Here is an 18,158-nt window from a genome sequence, read left to right on the forward strand (position 1 = left end):
GGATACGCTTTCGTAAAGCAATAGTAAGCTGATATTCTACCACACTATGAGCAAAACACATTTAACAGAACAGAAGTTTTCCGACTTCGCCCTGCACCCAAAAGTGATCGAAGCCCTTGAAAATAAAGGGTTTCATAACTGCACGCCCATTCAGGCTCTCGCCCTGCCGCTGACGCTGGCGGGACGTGACGTAGCAGGGCAGGCGCAAACCGGTACTGGCAAAACGATGGCGTTTTTAACGTCAACGTTTCATTATTTACTTTCTCATCCAGCGATTGCAGACCGCAAAGTTAACCAGCCGCGCGCGCTAATTATGGCCCCGACGCGAGAACTGGCGGTACAGATCCACGCAGACGCTGAACCCCTGATGCAGGCTACGGGCCTGAAAATCGGCCTGGCTTATGGCGGCGATGGTTACGATAAGCAGCTGAAAGTGCTGGAAAGCGGTGTGGATATCCTGATCGGTACCACCGGCCGTCTTATCGACTACGCAAAACAGAACCACATTAACCTTGGTGCCATCCAGGTTGTGGTGCTGGATGAAGCTGATCGTATGTACGATCTGGGCTTCATTAAAGATATCCGCTGGCTGTTCCGCCGCATGCCACCCGCGAATCAGCGCCTCAACATGCTGTTCTCTGCGACCCTGTCGTATCGCGTACGCGAACTGGCATTCGAGCAGATGAACAACGCCGAATATGTGGAAGTGGAACCCGAGCAGAAAACCGGCCACCGTATCAAAGAAGAACTCTTCTATCCTTCCAATGAAGAGAAAATGCGTTTGCTGCAAACGCTGATCGAAGAAGAGTGGCCAGACCGCGCCATTATCTTCGCGAACACCAAGCACCGCTGTGAAGATATCTGGGGCCATCTGGCTGCAGACGGTCACCGTGTTGGCCTGCTGACGGGCGATGTTGCGCAGAAAAAACGCCTGCGTATTCTTGAAGAATTCACCCGTGGCGATCTCGATATTCTGGTCGCCACCGACGTCGCAGCGCGCGGCCTGCACATTCCAGCCGTTACGCACGTCTTTAACTATGACCTGCCGGATGACTGCGAAGACTATGTACACCGTATCGGTCGTACCGGTCGTGCGGGTGCAAGCGGCCACTCTATCAGCCTCGCGTGTGAAGAGTATGCGCTGAACCTGCCGGCGATTGAGACGTACATCGGCCATTCTATTCCGGTGAGTAAGTACAACCCGGATGCGCTATTAAGCGAACTGCCGCCGGCTAAGCGCCTTACCCGCGCCCGATCCGGCAATGGCCCGCGTCGATCTGGCGCGCCGCGTAATCGTCGTCGCTCAGGTTAAAAAATTATGCTCAGCTCCACCTCGCTTTATGCGGCAATTGATCTCGGTTCGAATAGTTTTCATATGCTGGTTGTGCGCGAGGTGGCGGGAAGCATACAAACGCTGACGCGCATTAAGCGCAAGGTCCGCCTCGCGGCGGGCCTGAGCAGCGATAATCACCTCTCTCCTGAAGCCATGGAACGTGGCTGGCAGTGCCTGCGACTCTTTGCAGAGCGTCTGCAGGATATCCCGCATTCCCAAATCACCGTCGTCGCCACAGCGACACTCCGCCTGGCGGTTAACGCCGTGGATTTTATTGCCAAAGCGCAGGAAATTCTCGGTTGTCCGGTGCAGGTTATCAGCGGTGAAGAAGAAGCGCGCCTGATTTATCAGGGCGTTGCGCACACCACGGGAGGCGACGATCGTCGTCTGGTTGTGGATATCGGGGGCGCCAGTACCGAACTCGTGACCGGCACCGGTGCGCAGGCAACGTCGCTATTCAGCCTGTCGATGGGTTGCGTAACCTGGCTTGAGCGCTACTTTACTGACCGCAATCTGGGTCAGGAGAACTTCGACGAGGCGGAAACTGCCGCACGCGAGGTGTTACGCCCGGTGATGGACGAACTGCGCTACCACGGCTGGAAAGTCTGCGTAGGGGCCTCCGGTACCGTGCAGGCATTGCAGGAAATTATGATGGCGCAGGGCATGGATGAGCGGATCACGCTTGCCAAGCTTCAGCAGCTTAAACAGCGGGCCATTCAGTGCGGGCGTCTGGAAGAGCTGGAAATTGAAGGCCTGACGCTTGAACGCGCGCTGGTATTTCCGAGCGGGCTCGCGATCCTGATCGCCATCTTCACCGAGCTGAACATCAAATGTATGACGCTGGCGGGCGGCGCGCTACGTGAAGGTCTGGTCTACGGGATGTTGCACCTGTCGGTCGATCAGGACATTCGCAGCCGTACCCTGCGAAACGTGCAGCGTCGTTTCCTGGTTGATATCGATCAGGCAGGCCGCGTGGCACAGCTGGCGTCACGCTTCGCCGATCATGTGGCTAACGCCTGGGATCTGGACCCTTTGAGTCGCGATCTGCTGCTAAGTGCCTGTGCACTGCATGAAATCGGGCTGAGCATTGATTTTAAACAGGCCCCGGCTCATGCCGCTTATCTGGTGCGTAACCTCGATTTACCCGGCTATACCCCTGCGCAGAAAAAGTTGCTGGCAACGCTGCTGTTGAACCAGACCAATGCCGTTGACCTCTCCTCTTTGCATCAGCAAAACGCCGTACCGCCGCGCGTAGCCGAGCATATGTGCCGCCTGCTGCGTCTGGCTATTCTGTTTGCCAGCCGCCGCCGCGATGATTTGCTGCCGGCACTCAATCTGGTGGCGGATGACGAAAAACTTTCGCTGACGTTGCCGGAAAACTGGCTGGATAATCATCCGCTTGGGGCGGAGATGGTCGAGCAGGAGTGTCAGTGGCAGAGCTACGTACACTGGGTGCTTGAGGTGAAATAACAGGACGGACATGCCCGGTAGCGCTACGCTTGCCGGGCGTGTAACAACCTACCCCTTCTCTTTGGCTTTCGCCAGCATGGCGCGGATGTTAGCGACGTTCGCCTGCCCCTTATGCATCCGCTCTTCAGCCGTAATCACTTTACGCTCCTGCTCCCAGATGAGGTCGTCCTGCGGAAGTTCCAGCAAGAAACGGCTCGGCTCCGGGCGCACCAGTTCGCCATATTGTCTACGCTCTTTGCACAGCGTGAAGGTCAGCTCTTTCTGAGCGCGCGTGATGCCTACATAGGCCAGACGGCGCTCCTCATCGACGTTATCTTCATCAATGCTGCTCTGGTGCGGCAGTAACCCCTCTTCCATGCCAACCAGATAGACATACGGGAATTCCAGACCTTTTGATGCATGCAGCGTCATCAGCTGAACCTGATCGGCCTCTTCTTCGCTCTCGCCGCGCTCCATCATATCGCGCAGGGTAAAGCGGGTAACGACCTGCGTCAGGGTCATCGGTTCATCAATCTCCGAGCCTTCCAGCATTTCAGTCATCCAGCTGAACAGCTGGTTAACGTTTTTCATGCGCATCTCGGCCGCTTTCGGACTGGCGGAGGTTTCATACAGCCAGGACTCGTAGTCGATACCGTGGATAAGGTCGCGCACGGCGGCGATAGGTTCGCGCTCTGCCAGCCGCTGCACTTCACCAAGCCAGTGGGTAAAGCGGGTTAATGAATCGTAGCCGCGTCCGGTGAGCGTCTGACTCAGCCCCATATCGAAGCTGGCGGTAAACAGACTCTTATTACGCGTCATCGCCCACTCGCCAAGCTTTTGTAGCGTCGCCGGGCCAATTTCCCGTTTCGGGGTATTCACGATACGCAGAAACGCGCTGTCATCATCCGGGTTAGTGAGCACACGCAGGTAGGCCAGAAGATCTTTGATTTCGGGCCGCGAGAAAAAGGAGGTCCCGCCCGAAATTTTGTACGGGATGCGGTTTTGCATCAGCATCTTTTCAAAGACGCGTGACTGGTGGTTGCCGCGATAGAGGATCGCGTAGTCTTTGTATTCGGTTTTATTGACGAAGTGGTGGGCGATGAGTTCGCCTGTGACCCGCTCCGCTTCGTGCTCTTCATTGTTGGCGCTGAGCACTTTTAGCTCTGTACCGTAACCCAGTTCGGAGAACAGGCGTTTTTCGAACACATGCGGGTTGTTGGCGATCAGGATATTCGCGGCTTTAAGGATACGCCCGGAGGAACGGTAGTTCTGCTCCAGTTTGATCACCTGCAGCGCCGGGAAATCTTTGCTCAGCAGGACCAGGTTTTGCGGACGCGCACCGCGCCAGGAGTAAATGGACTGATCGTCATCACCGACCACCGTGAAACGCGCGCGCTGTCCCACCAGCAGTTTCACCAGTTCATACTGGCTGGTATTGGTGTCCTGATACTCATCCACCAGCAGGTAGCGGATTTTATTCTGCCAGCGCTCACGCACCTCTTCATTACGCTGCAGCAGTAGCGTGGGAAGCAGGATCAAGTCGTCGAAATCCAGTACGTTACAGGCTTTCATATGCGCATCGTACAGACCGTAGCAGTGGGCGAAGATCCGATCCCGCTCGCCTTTGGCGATTGCCGCGGCCTGGGCCGGGGTCATCAGATCGTTTTTCCAGTTGGAGATCGTTGAGATCAGCTGCTGCAGCAGAACCTTATCATCTTCGATCAGCCCCTCGGTGAGCTCCTTGAGCAGGGCCACCTGGTCGGTATCGTCAAACAGTGAGAAGTTGGATTTCATCCCCAGCGCGGCGTATTCACGTTTGATGATATCCAGCCCCAGCGTATGGAAGGTGGAAATCATCAGACCGCGCGCCTCTTTACGCCCCAGCGTCTGGCCGACACGCTCTTTCATCTCGCGCGCTGCTTTGTTAGTAAACGTCACCGCCGCGATGTGGCGAGCCTGATATCCGCAGCCGCGGATCAGGTGGGCAATCTTATTGGTGATGACGCGCGTTTTGCCGGATCCCGCGCCCGCCAGCACCAGACAGGGTCCAGTGACAAATTCGACGGCTTGTTGTTGTCCGGGGTTTAAACGCATAAATGATCACTCAATGAAAGTCAGGAGGGGAGAATAACAGCGTGGTAGTATAGCGAGCCTAATCCATACCACTCAAGGCACGATCATGGCAAAAACCGCGGCAGCACTGCATATCCTTGTAAAAGAAGAAAAACTGGCTCTGGATCTTCTCGAGCAGATCAAAAACGGCGCCGACTTCGGCAAACTGGCGAAGAAACACTCTATTTGTCCGTCAGGTAAACGCGGCGGTGATTTAGGTGAATTCCGTCAGGGTCAAATGGTTCCGGCGTTCGATAAAGTGGTCTTTTCCTGCCCGGTGCTGGAACCCACTGGCCCACTGCATACGCAGTTTGGCTACCATGTAATTAAGGTTCTGTACCGCAAATAACAGCAAGGCCTTCTCTGAGAGAAGGCCTTGTACGTTTAGTCAGGTCAGGGCATCAGCCCGCCCGGTTATTAACCTGCTACCGCGATACGTTTCATATCGGTCATGTAGCCACGCAGTTTCTGACCCACTTTCTCGATTTCATGGCCGCGAATGGCTTCGTTTACATCGCGCAGCTGCGCGTTATCCACAGCACCTTCCGCAATCGCTTTGCCCAGATCGCCCGGCTGCAGGGTTGTCATGAACTCTTTCAGCAGCGGTACGCAAGCGTAAGAGAACAGGTAGTTGCCATACTCGGCGGTATCAGAGATAACCACGTTCATTTCATACAGACGCTTACGGGCGATGGTGTTCGCAATCAGCGGCAGCTCGTGCAGTGATTCATAGTAGGCAGACTCTTCGATGATGCCGGAATCCACCATGGTTTCGAACGCCAGCTCAACGCCAGCTTTCACCATCGCAATCATCAGAACGCCTTTATCGAAGTACTCCTGCTCGCCGATTTTACCTTCAAACTGTGGGGCGGTTTCAAAAGCGGTTTTACCGGTCTCTTCACGCCAGGTCAGCAGTTTCTTATCGTCGTTAGCCCAGTCCGCCATCATGCCGGAAGAGAACTCGCCGGAGATAATGTCATCCATATGTTTCTGGAACAGCGGTGCCATGATCGTTTTCAGCTGTTCAGACAGCGCGTAAGCACGCAGTTTCGCCGGGTTGGACAGACGGTCCATCATCAGCGTGATACCGCCCTGCTTCAGCGCTTCGGTGATCGTTTCCCAGCCGAACTGAATCAGTTTTTCTGCGTATGCCGGGTCTGTCCCCTCTTCCACCAGCTTGTCGAAGCACAACAGAGAGCCCGCCTGCAGCATACCGCACAGGATGGTTTGCTCACCCATCAGGTCAGATTTAACTTCCGCGACGAAAGACGATTCCAGAACGCCCGCACGGTGGCCACCCGTTGCTGCAGCCCATGCTTTGGCGATCGCCATACCTTCGCCTTTCGGATCGTTTTCCGGGTGAACGGCGATAAGCGTTGGTACGCCGAAGCCACGTTTGTACTCTTCACGTACTTCTGTACCCGGGCACTTCGGTGCCACCATCACAACGGTGATGTCTTTACGGATCTGCTCGCCCACTTCAACGATGTTAAAGCCGTGGGAGTAACCCAACGCCGCACCGTCTTTCATCAGCGGCTGCACGGAACGCACAACGTCAGAGTGCTGTTTGTCTGGCGTCAGGTTAACCACCAGGTCTGCCTGGGGGATCAGTTCTTCGTAGGTACCGACTTTAAAACCGTTTTCGGTCGCTTTGCGCCAGGACGCACGCTTCTCAGCAATCGCTTCTTTACGCAGGGCGTAGGAAATATCCAGACCGGAGTCACGCATGTTCAGGCCCTGGTTCAGACCCTGGGCGCCGCAGCCAACGATGACCACTTTTTTACCCTGAAGGTAGCTCGCGCCATCGGCAAATTCGTCGCGCGCCATAAAGCGGCATTTGCCCAGCTGCGCCAGCTGCTGGCGCAAATTCAGTGTATTAAAGTAGTTAGCCATAATGGACTCCGTGATGTTGTGTTGTTGTGCTTATTGTTCGGTTCGCTTTTGCGAGAATGAACTTACTATATGACAGGAAATTTATTGCGGAAATTGATATATTCACAACGTCACGTTGCAATATTTGCAATGTAAAAAGGGGGAGTGAAATCAGTGGATTTACGCGATCTGAAAATGTTCCTGCATCTGGCGGAAAGCCGTCACTTTGGGCGCAGCGCCCGGGCGATGCACGTCAGTCCCTCCACGCTTTCGCGCCAGATCCAGCGCCTTGAGGAAGACCTCGGTCAGCCCCTGTTTGTACGCGACAACCGCACCGTCACCCTGACGGAAGCCGGTGAGGAGTTACGGGTCTTTGCCCAACAAACGCTGCTGCAGTATCAACAGCTGCGACACACCATTGACCAGAAAGGGCCATCGCTGTCCGGCGAGCTGCATATTTTCTGCTCCGTGACCGCGGCCTATAGCCATCTGCCGCCGATTCTTGACCGCTTTCGCGCAGAACAACCGTCGGTGGAAATTAAACTCACCACCGGTGATGCCGCCGATGCAATGGAAAAAGTGGTGACAGGCGAGGCGGATCTTGCCATTGCCGGGAAACCCGAAACCCTGCCAGGCGCTGTCGCGTTCTCAATGCTAGAGAACCTGGCGGTCGTGTTGATTGCCCCCGCGTTACCCTGCCCGGTGCGTAATCAGGTGTCGGTGGAAAAACCGGACTGGTCCACGGTGCCTTTTATCATGGCCGATCAGGGGCCGGTGCGCCGACGTATTGAGCTCTGGTTTCGTCGCCAGAAGATCAGCAATCCGTCGATTTACGCGACGGTTGGCGGGCATGAGGCGATGGTGTCAATGGTGGCGCTGGGCTGCGGCGTGGCACTGCTGCCGGAAGTGGTCCTGGAGAACAGCCCGGAACCGGTGCGTAATCGCGTGATGATTCTGGAGCGCAGCGACGAAAAAACGCCGTTTGAGCTTGGCGTGTGCGCACAAAAAAAGCGGCTGCAGGAGCCGCTTATTGATGCCTTCTGGCAGATACTGCCTAACCACTAGCCCGCCAGGAAGAACCTGAACGCCGGGTTATGGGTTTCATCGTGACACTCATAGCCCAACTCATTCAGCCGCGTTTCGAAATCAGGCTCGTGCTCGCCCAGTTCGAAGGCGGCCAGCACGCGTCCATAATCGGTACCGTGGCTGCGGTAGTGGAACAGAGAGATGTTCCAGTGCGTGCCCAGCGTATGCAGGAACTTGAGCAACGCGCCCGGTGACTCCGGGAACTCGAAGCTGTAGAGACGTTCCTGCAGCGGCTTCGACGGACGCCCGCCCACCATATAACGCACGTGCAGTTTCGCCATCTCATCGTCGGAGAGATCCACGACGCTGTAACCACCTTCGTGGAGCAGGTGGAGGATCTCTTTACGCTCTTCCAGACCACGGCTTAACCGTACGCCGACAAAAATGCAGGCATCTCGGGCGTCGGCAAAACGGTAGTTAAACTCCGTGACTGAACGGCCGCCCAACAGCTGACAAAACTTCAGGAAGCTGCCCTTCTCTTCCGGGATGGTAACCGCCAGCAGCGCTTCGCGTTGCTCACCCAGCTCGCAGCGTTCGGAAACATAGCGCAGACCGTGGAAGTTCACGTTGGCACCAGAAAGGACATGCGCCAGACGCTCGCCGCGGATGTTGTGCTGCGCGATGTATTTCTTCATCCCCGCCAGCGCCAGCGCGCCGGAAGGTTCCGCTACCGCACGCACATCTTCGAACAGATCTTTCATTGCGGCGCAAATGGCGTCGCTGTCGACGGTGATAATATCGTCGAGATACTCCTGGCAAAGACGGAAGGTTTCATCGCCAATGCGTTTAACCGCCACGCCTTCAGCAAACAGCCCGACGCGTGGTAAGTCCACCGGATGACCGGCATCCAGCGCCGCTTTCAGACAGGCCGAGTCTTCCGCCTCAACGGCAATCACTTTGATTTGCGGCATCAGCTGTTTGATCAGCACCGCTACGCCCGCCGCGAGGCCGCCACCGCCCACCGGCACGAAGACGCGGTCGAGATGCGCATCCTGCTGCAGCAGCTCAAGCGCCAGCGTCCCCTGTCCGGCAATGACCATCGGATGATCGAACGGCGGCACCCAGGTAAACCCCTGTTGCTGCGCCAGCTCTATCGCTTTGGCTTTGGCTTCGTCAAAGTTTGCGCCGTGGAGCAACACTTCACCGCCGAAACCGCGTACGGCATCCACTTTAATATCGGCAGTAGCAACCGGCATAACAATCAGCGCTTTCAGCCCCAGGCGCGCTGAGGAGAACGCGACGCCCTGCGCGTGGTTGCCCGCAGAGGCGGTAATTACCCCCCGCGCTTTTTGCTCGTCGGTCAACCCGGCCATCATCGCGTAGGCGCCACGCAGCTTGAAGCTGTGTACCGGCTGGCGGTCTTCGCGTTTCACCAGAATCACGTTGTCGAGGCGCGAGGAGAGTTTTTCCATCTTCTGCAGCGGCGTAACCTGCACGGCTTCATAGACCGGTGCACGTAGCACCGCCCTGAGGTATTCCGCCCCCTCAGGGGCGGCGGATAACGGTTGCGACTCGGCCATCATTAGCCCCCAAGTTTCGATTTGTCGCGCACCGCGCCTTTATCTGCACTGGTGGCAAGGCTCGCATAGGCACGCAGGGCGAAGGAGACGTCGCGCTGGCGATCTTTTGGCGTCCAGGCTTTGTCACCGCGAGCCTCCTGGGCTTCACGACGCGCCGCAATGTCCTGGTCGCTCAGTTTCAACTGAATACCGCGATTCGGGATATCAATTTCGATCAGATCGCCATCCTCAATAATCGCGATGTTGCCGCCGCTTGCCGCTTCCGGTGACACGTGGCCAATGGAGAGACCAGACGTACCGCCAGAGAAACGTCCGTCGGTGATCAGCGCACAGGCTTTACCGAGGCCCATGGATTTCAGGAAGGTGGTGGGATAGAGCATCTCCTGCATACCCGGCCCGCCTTTCGGCCCTTCGTAGCGAATGACAACCACGTCGCCTTCCACCACTTTGCCACCGAGAATAGCCTCTACCGCGTCGTCCTGGCTTTCGTACACTTTTGCCGGGCCGGTGAATTTGAGAATGCTGTCATCCACGCCTGCGGTTTTTACAATACAGCCGTTTTCTGCAAAGTTACCGTAGAGCACGGCCAGACCGCCGTCCTTGCTGTAGGCATGTTCCAGTGAGCGAATACAGCCTTCTGCACGATCGTCATCCAGCGTGTCCCAGCGGCAATCCTGTGAGAAGGCCTGGGTGGTACGAATACCTGCCGGGCCGGCGCGGAACATCTTTTTCACCGCATCGTCTTTCGTGAGCATGACGTCGTATTTGTCCAGCGACTCCGGCAGCGTCAGGCCGAGCACGTTTTTGACGTTGCGGTTCAGCAGCCCGGCGCGATCCAGTTCACCGAGAATACCGAGTACGCCACCCGCACGGTGGACATCTTCCATGTGGTATTTCTGAGTACTCGGCGCAACTTTACAGAGCTGCGGTACTTTGCGGGAAAGCTTGTCGATATCGCTCATGGTGAAGTCGATTTCAGCTTCCTGCGCGGCGGCCAGCAGGTGGAGAACGGTATTGGTGGAACCGCCCATGGCGATATCCAGCGTCATGGCATTTTCAAACGCGGCTTTGCTGGCGATATTACGCGGCAGCGCGCTTTCATCATCTTGCTCGTAGTAGCGTTTGGTCAGCTCAACGATGCGTTTACCGGCATTGAGGAACAGCTGTTTACGGTCGGCGTGGGTCGCCAGCAGCGAGCCGTTGCCCGGCTGAGACAGACCCAGCGCTTCGGTCAGACAGTTCATGGAGTTCGCGGTGAACATACCTGAGCAGGAGCCACAGGTTGGGCACGCAGAGCGTTCAACCTGATCGCTTTGCTCATCAGAAACTTTTGGATCCGCGCCCTGAATCATCGCATCGACCAGGTCGAGCTTGATGATTTTATCGGAAAGCTTGGTTTTACCCGCTTCCATTGGACCGCCGGAGACGAAGATCACCGGAATGTTCAGACGCAGGGAAGCCATCAGCATCCCCGGGGTAATTTTGTCGCAGTTGGAGATACAAACCATGGCATCCGCGCAGTGGGCGTTCACCATATACTCCACCGAGTCGGCGATCAGCTCACGCGACGGCAGTGAATAGAGCATCCCCCCGTGACCCATCGCGATACCGTCATCCACCGCAATGGTGTTGAACTCTTTCGCCACACCGCCGGAGGCTTCGATTTGCTCGGCAACGAGTTTGCCGAGATCGCGCAGGTGCACGTGGCCCGGCACAAACTGGGTGAAGGAGTTCACCACGGCGATAATAGGCTTACCGAAATCGGCGTCGGTCATCCCGGTGGCGCGCCACAGTGCGCGGGCACCCGCCATGTTACGGCCATGAGTGGTGGTGGCGGAACGATACTTAGGCATGCTTTATTTACTCCCGTCTGACTATTGAATGGGACGGTGCGTGCCGTCCCATATTTATGCTTATTGATTAACCTGATCCAGCCAGCCGTATTTATCTTCCGTTTCACCGGTGAAGAGGCCAAAGAAGGCTTGCTGAATACGTTTGGTGACCGGACCACAGCGGCCAGCACCAACCTGAATACCGTCTACGCTACGAACCGGCGTAATTTCCGCCGCGGTACCGGACATGAACACTTCATCGGCCAGGTACAGGGATTCGCGGGACAGAACCTGCTCACGGACTTCGATACCCAAATCTTTTGCCAGCTTGATGATGGCGTCACGGGTAATGCCCGGCAGAGCGGAAGAGGTAAATGGCGGCGTAAACAGAATGCCGTCTTTCACTTCGAACAGGTTTTCACCTGCACCTTCAGAGATATAGCCATTCACGTCCAGCGCGATACCTTCCTGATAACCGTGACGGCGCGCTTCGCTACCGACCAGCAGTGAGGAGAGGTAGTTACCGCCCGCTTTTGCCGCCGTCGGGATCGTGTTTGGTGCCACGCGGTTCCAGGAAGAAACCATTGCGTCGATCCCCTGCTCCAGGGCTTCAGCCCCCAGATAAGCACCCCACGGGAACGCAGCAATGATCACATCGGTGGTATAACCGGCTGGCGGGTTCACGCCCATGCCCACATCACCTACAAACACCAGCGGACGAATATAGGCACTGGTGAGGTTGTTCTTACGAATCACGTCGCGGCAGGCTTCCATCAGCTCATCCACGCTCTGAGAAACCGGAAAACGATAAATTTTGGCTGAGTCATGCAGACGCTGCATGTGTTCGCGATGACGGAACACCACTGGCCCTTTGTGAGAGTCGTAGCAACGGATGCCTTCGAAGACAGAGGTACCGTAATGCAGCGCGTGGGACATAACGTGGACTTTCGCGTCCTCCCAGCGAACCATCTCACCATTGAACCAAATGTAATCAGCTTTTTTTGTCGTCATTTTCTCTTCCTGTCGCGCTTAAGCACGGATCTGTTGTGATGTGGTTGTGCTCTGGCAGATGGCAACATGTGCAACGTCTACCAGTTTTGTTAACTGACTAAACAGTAAGTCGACCGACCGCGGGCTGGCAACGGTTAATTCGATACTGATATTTTGAGCATCAGTGGCCGTCTCCATATTCATAGAGCAAATCTGAAAGCCACGGTGACGCACCACACGCAAAACGCGTTCTAATGTCTCTGGATTGAAGCGAGCCTGCACGGCGACCTGATGTTGCATCATGATAATTTCTCCAGCATTTGTGAGTTACTGGCACCTGGCGGTACCAACGGCCAGACATTCTCAAGCTCGTCGATTGAGACATGAAGCAGGTACGGCCCTTCGCTTGACAGCATGGTGTCGAGTGCCGCTTCAACCTGGTCTTTACGGGTGATGTGCTGGCCAGGGATACCAAAGGCACTGGCCAGAATGAGGAAATCAGGGTTATCCGTCAGGGTAGTCTCACTGTAGCGTTCCTGGAAAAACAGCTGTTGCCACTGACGAACCATTCCTAAACGCTGGTTATCGAGCAAGACGATTTTCAACGGTAACTGCTTGCGCTTAACGGTGCCCAGCTCCTGCACGTTCATCATGAAAGAGCCGTCACCGGAGATACAGATAACCGTATCGTTCGGGCGGGCAACCTGCGCCCCAACCGCGGCAGGGAGACCGAAGCCCATCGTCCCTAATCCGCTGGAGGTAATGAAGTTTTCCGGGCGCGTGTAAGTCATGTGCTGTGCTGACCACATCTGGTGTTGGCCTACATCCGTCGTGACCACACAGTCTGCCGGTTTACGGTCGGACAATTGCTTTAACAGCAGTGGCGCATAGATGGCGTCACCAGGATGGTCGTAACGCCAGGTATGTTCAACGCGCATATCGGCGGTGTGCTGACGCCATGCGTCGATTTTCAGAGGCTGCTGTAAAGCCGGTAATAACGTGTTGAGATTGCCCTGCAGGGCCACATGCGCCTGACGCAGTTTGTTCATCTCCGCCGGGTCGATATCCATGTGGATCACGTTGGCATTCGGCGCGAAGGTATTCAGCTTGCCGGTGACACGATCATCAAAACGGGCACCTACGGCGATCAGCAAGTCACACGCCTGCACGGCCAGGTTCGCCGCTTTGGTACCGTGCATCCCCAGCATGCCCAGATAGTACGGATAGTTCGCATCTACCGCGCCAAGACCTTTCAACGTACAGGTGGCGGGCATTTGCGTAACCGCGATGAATTCGCGCAGGGCGGGAACGGCCTGTGCCATACCAACCCCACCCCCTACGTACAACATCGGTTGTTTAGCGTGGGCAATCATCTGCCGCGCCTCTTCCACCGCGGCGTGCGGGAATGCATCGTCGCTTTCAACAGTGGAGAAGTGCGGTTCCAGATCGCCGAGAGCAACCTGGATATCTTTCGGGATATCAACCAGAACCGGTCCAGGACGACCAGAGTTTGCCACCTCAAACGCCTCTGCCATCACACGCGGCAGCTCTTCCAGAGACTGAACGAGGAAGCTGTGTTTAGTGCAGGCCAGTGACAAGCCGAGCACGTCCACTTCCTGGAAGGCATCAGTACCAATGAGGGGCGAGGCCACCTGACCGGTGATGGCGACAACGGGAACGGAATCAAGCAGTGCATCCGCCAGGCCGGTGATCAGGTTTGTGGCGCCCGGCCCTGAGGTTGCCATGCAGACACCGGTTTTACCGGTGGCACGTGCATAGCCAATGGCGGCCATCGCAGCGCCCTGCTCGTGTCGGCACAAGAGGTGTTTCACGCCGCCGTCATACAATGCATCGTAAATCGGCATTATTGCGCCCCCCGGATAACCGAAGACAGTGTCGACTCCCTGTGCGCGCAACGCATGTACTACCCACTGTGCACCATTCATAGTTAGTTCCCCGTCATAAATCGGGAGAAACAGAATTTTGTGCTATTAGTCATTCTCTGCTCCTCGTGTAAGTTTTTTAGTCATAAAAAAACCCCCGGACCTTTCGGTGCGGGGGTCTTAGTTCGTTAAGGCTTGATTTCTAAGCCTTTCCTCGTCCAAGTGCAGCCCCGCACGGTGGGATAATAATCACCACCACGCTAATCACGACCAGGCTAATCACTCGTAGAAGGGCTGTCATTTTCAGTTCTTTTTGCATCTTGTTCGAAGGAATACCTAAAGAGTTATCACAGTTTTTAAATCAAACACAAGATTTATTTATGGCTGGCTTCGTTAGCCTGCGAATCATATTTTATGAACGCATTGTTTTATATGAAGAAATTAGATAGTGAATATTTTTCATTTTTTCAGCACGGACAGAGCGGTATGTCGCCTGTACATTTTTTTGCGAGCAGGGTTCCGCAGAAAAGAAAAGGTTACATCTTGACGTTAAAATCTCGGAAGAGGATGCGTAAATCCGTTAAATATGGCTAAACATGCATATCGGTCACGGGCATAGTCATCTCCTGAGGAGGTGCTTATGTCACTGTCAGTTGTTTATACCCGAGCGGCCATTGGAGTAAAAGCACCGCTTATTTCGGTAGAAGTTCATCTCAGCAACGGGCTGCCCGGGCTGACGCTGGTTGGATTGCCGGAGACCACGGTAAAGGAAGCCAGAGATCGGGTGCGCAGTGCGATTATTAATAGCGGTTATACCTTTCCGGCAAAGAAAATCACCATCAACCTTGCGCCTGCAGACTTGCCTAAAGAGGGAGGGCGATATGATTTACCTATCGCTATAGCGCTCCTCGCCGCCTCTGAGCAGCTTAACAGCAGCAGACTAGGCGCATATGAGTTCATCGGTGAACTGGCGCTCACAGGCGCGCTGAGGGGCGTTCCTGGTGCCATCTCGGGTGCGCTGGAGGCCATTCGCGCAGGTCGACAAATCATTGTTGCCAATGAAAATGGTGCAGAAGTGAGCCTGATAGCCGAGAGAGGATGTCTGCTAGCCGGGCATTTACAGGAAGTGTGCGCGTATCTTGAGGGGCAACATGTGCTGTCAGAGCCGGAAGAATCAGGCGATCCCCTGGCAGAAAGCCCGGACGATCTGAGCGATATTTACGGTCAGGAGCAGGGGAAGCGGGCGCTGGAGATCACCGCTGCCGGCGGACATAACCTGTTGTTGATTGGCCCACCGGGTACAGGAAAAACGATGCTGGCGAGCAGGTTGAATGGTTTATTGCCTCCACTTAATAACCATGAAGCGCTGGAAAGCGCGGCGATATTTAGTCTGGTGAGTTCAGTGTCATTGCAAAAACAGTGGCGACGTCGCCCGTTTCGCTCTCCGCACCACAGTGCCTCACTCACGGCCATGGTCGGCGGTGGCTCCATACCAGGGCCGGGAGAGATCTCTCTGGCGCACAACGGCATCCTGTTTCTGGATGAACTGCCTGAATTTGAACGCCGCGTTCTGGATGCGCTGAGGGAGCCCATCGAATCGGGTGAGATCCACATCTCCCGTACACGCGCCAAAATAAGCTATCCCGCGCGGTTCCAGCTGGTAGCGGCAATGAACCCCAGCCCATCGGGCCATTATCAGGGAAACCACAATCGCTCCACGCCTGAACAGACGCTACGCTACCTGGGGAAGTTATCTGGTCCTTTCCTGGATCGTTTCGATTTGTCGCTGGAAATCCCCTTGCCTCCTCCCGGCCTGCTCAGCCAGAGCAGCGCCAGAGGAGAGAGTACGGTGGAGGTTCGCGAGCGGGTTATCGCCGCGCAGGCCCGGCAGTATATGCGTCAACATAAGCTGAATGCCCGTCTGGATAACGCTGAGATTCGGCAGTTTTGTCCTCTTAAGACTGAAGATTCATGCTGGCTGGAGGATACGTTGACGCGCTTTGGGCTTTCCATTCGCGCATGGCAGCGTCTTATAAAAGTCGCCCGCACCATCGCCGATGTGGAAAAGTGCCCTGACATTGAGAGGCGGCATCTGCAGGAAGCGTTAAGCTATCGTGCGATCGATCGCTTACTCCTGCACCTGCAAAAGTTACTGGCATAAAAAAAGGGGCCACAGCCCCTTTTCTTGTTAGTCGTCAGACTCAGTGTAGTCTTCAGCACCTTCCATCTGCGGCTTACCGCCAGACAGCGTATGGAAACGCTTTGGACGCTTAATGCGTGCCATATACTTGATCCATACACGTTCTGCTTCAGACTGTGGCTCACGCTCGCCACGGCAGACTGCGACAAACTGTTTTTCGTCTTCAGTTGCAGGCTCACGTTTACCCAGATCCAGCTCGTTAAAGGCATAACCATGACGCTCAAGCATCTGCGCCTCTTTGATGGTGAAATCGCCGTGACGAGAGAACCCGCGTGGATAATTTTTATTGTCGAAAAAACGATTAGTCGTCGTAAAGCTTTCCGCCATCCTACACGCTCCTAATTCTTTGGCCGAGCTATTTATGGCGCGGAGTATTAGTTACGCTTGACAGAGTGTAAAACAAAACATTTAAATCATAACGACAAATTATTTTGCGGAGAAAGATGTGGATACGGAATTGCTAAAAACTTTCCTAGAAGTGAGCAGAACGCGCCACTTTGGGCGAGCAGCGGAAGCCCTTTACCTGACGCAGTCAGCGGTCAGTTTTCGTATTCGACAGCTGGAAAATCAACTGGGTGTGAACCTTTTTACCCGCCATCGCAACAACATACGCCTCACGCCAGCCGGTGAAAAACTGCTGCCGTATGCAGAGACCCTGATGAACACCTGGCAGGCGGCACGTAAAGAGGTTGCGCACACCTCGAGGCATAACGAGTTCTCCATTGGGGCCAGCGCATCGTTGTGGGAATGTATGCTCAGTCAGTGGCTGACCCGGCTCTACCCTTCCCACAACCATTTGCAATTTGAAGCGCGGATTGCGCAACGTCAGTCGCTCGTTAAGCAACTGCACGAGCGCCAGCTGGATCTTCTGATCACGACCGAAGCCCCCAAAATGGACGAATTTAGCAGCCAGATTGTTGGCCAGTTTGGCCTTGCGCTTTATGCCTCCGAGCCTTCAATGATGAAAGCCGACCTGACCTATCTGCGTCTGGAGTGGGGGCCAGATTTCCAGCAACACGAGGCGGGATTGATTGCTCCGGATGATGTGCCACAGTTAACAACCAGCTCTGCGGAGATCGCCTGTCAGCAGCTCTCCTTGCTGAAGGGGTGCACCTGGTTACCTGTTCGCTGGGCAGACACGAAACCCGGGTTGCATACCGTTGTGGACTCCACCACGCTTTCCAGACCGCTGTATGCCATCTGGCTCCAGAACAGCGATAAGCAATCGCAGATAAAAGATCTTCTAAAAATCAACATTATGGATTGATGCATGCGCCAGCAGAAATGCTGGCGGCAACGTCTGAAGAGGGGACTCGGCGTCTTTCAGGCAAAAAAAAATCCTTTGCCGAAGCAAAGGATTATATATGGCAGGGGCGGAGAGACTCGAACTCGCGACACCCGGTTTTGGAGACCGGTGCTCTACCAACTGAGCTACGCCCCTAAAGTCTTTTGCCATTAAGCCTACCGGGTAGGCAGGCTTAATGTCTTAATAAGTGGCGGAACGGACGGGACTCGAACCCGCGACCCCCTGCGTGACAGGCAGGTATTCTAACCGACTGAACTACCGCTCCACCGAAGACTGCTGTAACCACCGGATTTATGCACCGGCTTACTACGTAATTTGATGCCTGGCAGTTCCCTACTCTCACATGGGGAGACCCCACACTACCATCGGCGCTACGGCGTTTCACTTCTGAGTTCGGCATGGGGTCAGGTGGGACCACCGCGCTAAAGCCGCCAGGCAAATTCTGTTAATCTGTATCAGCTGAAAATCGTCTCTCATCGCCAAAACATCTTCGGCGTTGTAAGGTTAAGCCTCACGGTTCATTAGTATCGGTTAGCTCAACGCATCGCTGCGCTTACACACCCGACCTATCAACG

The 18,158-nt window shown here is 55.3% G+C and carries 16 protein-coding genes, 2 tRNA genes and 2 rRNA genes; 6 read left to right on the forward strand and 14 right to left on the reverse strand.

Annotated features, from left to right (window positions below; genetic code table 11):
• The first annotated feature begins 46 nt into the window (after positions 1–46).
• Both rhlB and gppA read left to right on the forward strand, forming a co-directional pair.
• Positions 47–1,312 (forward strand): ATP-dependent RNA helicase RhlB, encoded by a 1,266-nt coding sequence (gene rhlB / locus BJP35_RS04775; RefSeq protein ID WP_014172158.1) that lies wholly within the window; start codon positions 47–49, stop codon positions 1,310–1,312.
• A 6-nt stretch (positions 1,313–1,318) separates the two neighbouring features.
• On the forward strand, positions 1,319–2,803 hold the full coding sequence (gene gppA, locus BJP35_RS04780) for a guanosine-5'-triphosphate,3'-diphosphate diphosphatase (protein ID WP_014172159.1): 1,485 nt from the start codon (positions 1,319–1,321) through the stop codon (positions 2,801–2,803).
• A gap of 48 nt (positions 2,804–2,851) precedes the next feature.
• Here the strand turns inward: gppA and rep are convergent, their stop codons facing one another.
• Positions 2,852–4,876: a DNA helicase Rep gene (gene rep, locus BJP35_RS04785; RefSeq protein WP_014172160.1), complete on the reverse strand. Its 2,025-nt coding sequence runs from the start codon at positions 4,874–4,876 to the stop codon at positions 2,852–2,854.
• Between the two features lie 85 nt (positions 4,877–4,961).
• Between rep and ppiC the strand changes: the two genes are divergently transcribed.
• On the forward strand, positions 4,962–5,243 hold the full coding sequence (gene ppiC, locus BJP35_RS04790) for a peptidylprolyl isomerase PpiC (RefSeq protein ID WP_008501570.1): 282 nt from the start codon (positions 4,962–4,964) through the stop codon (positions 5,241–5,243).
• A gap of 68 nt (positions 5,244–5,311) precedes the next feature.
• On the opposite strand, the gene ilvC is transcribed toward ppiC, so the two are convergent.
• The gene (gene ilvC / locus BJP35_RS04795; RefSeq protein ID WP_014172161.1) at positions 5,312–6,787 is read right to left on the reverse strand and encodes a ketol-acid reductoisomerase; all 1,476 of its coding nucleotides are present in this window, start codon (positions 6,785–6,787) and stop codon (positions 5,312–5,314) included.
• 153 nt (positions 6,788–6,940) lie between these two features.
• Here ilvC and ilvY point away from each other — a divergent pair, with 153 nt between their 5' ends.
• Positions 6,941–7,831 carry an HTH-type transcriptional activator IlvY gene (ilvY, locus tag BJP35_RS04800; protein WP_020882896.1) on the forward strand — a complete coding sequence of 297 codons (891 nt, stop codon included), beginning with the start codon at positions 6,941–6,943 and terminating at the stop codon, positions 7,829–7,831.
• On the opposite strand, the gene ilvA is transcribed toward ilvY, so the two are convergent.
• The 7 genes from ilvA to ilvL form a co-directional block, all read right to left on the reverse strand.
• Entirely contained in the window at positions 7,828–9,372 is a 1,545-nt protein-coding gene (ilvA, locus tag BJP35_RS04805) for a threonine ammonia-lyase, biosynthetic (RefSeq protein WP_025202773.1), read from the reverse strand. The two genes, ilvY and ilvA, sit on opposite strands and share 4 nt — an antisense overlap.
• Before the next feature lie 2 nt (positions 9,373–9,374).
• The gene (gene ilvD, locus BJP35_RS04810) at positions 9,375–11,225 is read right to left on the reverse strand and encodes a dihydroxy-acid dehydratase (protein ID WP_014172164.1); all 1,851 of its coding nucleotides are present in this window, start codon (positions 11,223–11,225) and stop codon (positions 9,375–9,377) included.
• Positions 11,226–11,285: 60 nt separating this feature from the next.
• Positions 11,286–12,215: a branched-chain-amino-acid transaminase gene (gene ilvE, locus BJP35_RS04815; protein ID WP_025202772.1), complete on the reverse strand. Its 930-nt coding sequence runs from the start codon at positions 12,213–12,215 to the stop codon at positions 11,286–11,288.
• 18 nt (positions 12,216–12,233) lie between these two features.
• Entirely contained in the window at positions 12,234–12,497 is a 264-nt protein-coding gene (gene ilvM / locus BJP35_RS04820) for an acetolactate synthase 2 small subunit (RefSeq protein WP_014172166.1), read from the reverse strand.
• Positions 12,494–14,140, reverse strand: coding sequence for an acetolactate synthase 2 catalytic subunit (ilvG, locus tag BJP35_RS04825; RefSeq protein ID WP_047742273.1), 1,647 nt, complete (start codon positions 14,138–14,140; stop codon positions 12,494–12,496). Before ilvG ends, ilvM begins: the two co-directional genes overlap by 4 nt.
• Positions 14,141–14,142: 2 nt before the next feature.
• Positions 14,143–14,193, reverse strand: a complete 51-nt coding sequence (gene ilvX, locus BJP35_RS24150; protein ID WP_102046757.1) for a peptide IlvX — start codon at positions 14,191–14,193, stop codon at positions 14,143–14,145.
• Between the two features lie 86 nt (positions 14,194–14,279).
• Positions 14,280–14,378 (reverse strand): ilv operon leader peptide, encoded by a 99-nt coding sequence (ilvL, locus tag BJP35_RS04830; RefSeq protein ID WP_001311244.1) that lies wholly within the window; start codon positions 14,376–14,378, stop codon positions 14,280–14,282.
• Between the two features lie 339 nt (positions 14,379–14,717).
• Between ilvL and BJP35_RS04835 the strand changes: the two genes are divergently transcribed.
• Positions 14,718–16,238: a YifB family Mg chelatase-like AAA ATPase gene (locus tag BJP35_RS04835; RefSeq protein ID WP_047356043.1), complete on the forward strand. Its 1,521-nt coding sequence runs from the start codon at positions 14,718–14,720 to the stop codon at positions 16,236–16,238.
• Positions 16,239–16,265: 27 nt separating this feature from the next.
• Here BJP35_RS04835 and BJP35_RS04840 read toward each other — a convergent pair whose 3' ends face one another.
• Positions 16,266–16,604 carry a DUF413 domain-containing protein gene (locus BJP35_RS04840; RefSeq protein ID WP_014172168.1) on the reverse strand — a complete coding sequence of 113 codons (339 nt, stop codon included), beginning with the start codon at positions 16,602–16,604 and terminating at the stop codon, positions 16,266–16,268.
• A gap of 118 nt (positions 16,605–16,722) precedes the next feature.
• On the opposite strand from BJP35_RS04840, the gene hdfR reads away from it, so the two are divergent.
• Complete coding sequence (gene hdfR, locus BJP35_RS04845) at positions 16,723–17,544, forward strand: HTH-type transcriptional regulator HdfR (protein WP_014172169.1); 822 nt, start codon at positions 16,723–16,725, stop codon at positions 17,542–17,544.
• Between the two features lie 98 nt (positions 17,545–17,642).
• Here hdfR and BJP35_RS04850 read toward each other — a convergent pair.
• The 4 genes from BJP35_RS04850 to BJP35_RS04865 form a co-directional block, all read right to left on the reverse strand.
• A tRNA-Trp gene (locus tag BJP35_RS04850) sits at positions 17,643–17,718 on the reverse strand.
• Positions 17,719–17,771: 53 nt separating this feature from the next.
• A tRNA-Asp gene (locus tag BJP35_RS04855) sits at positions 17,772–17,848 on the reverse strand.
• Between the two features lie 55 nt (positions 17,849–17,903).
• Positions 17,904–18,019, reverse strand: a 5S ribosomal RNA gene (gene rrf, locus BJP35_RS04860).
• A 64-nt stretch (positions 18,020–18,083) separates the two neighbouring features.
• Positions 18,084–18,158 (reverse strand): 23S ribosomal RNA (locus BJP35_RS04865); the annotation flags it as partial.

This window comes from Enterobacter sp. J49 (assembly GCF_002148625.1).
Taxonomy (GTDB): domain Bacteria; phylum Pseudomonadota; class Gammaproteobacteria; order Enterobacterales; family Enterobacteriaceae; genus Enterobacter; species Enterobacter ludwigii.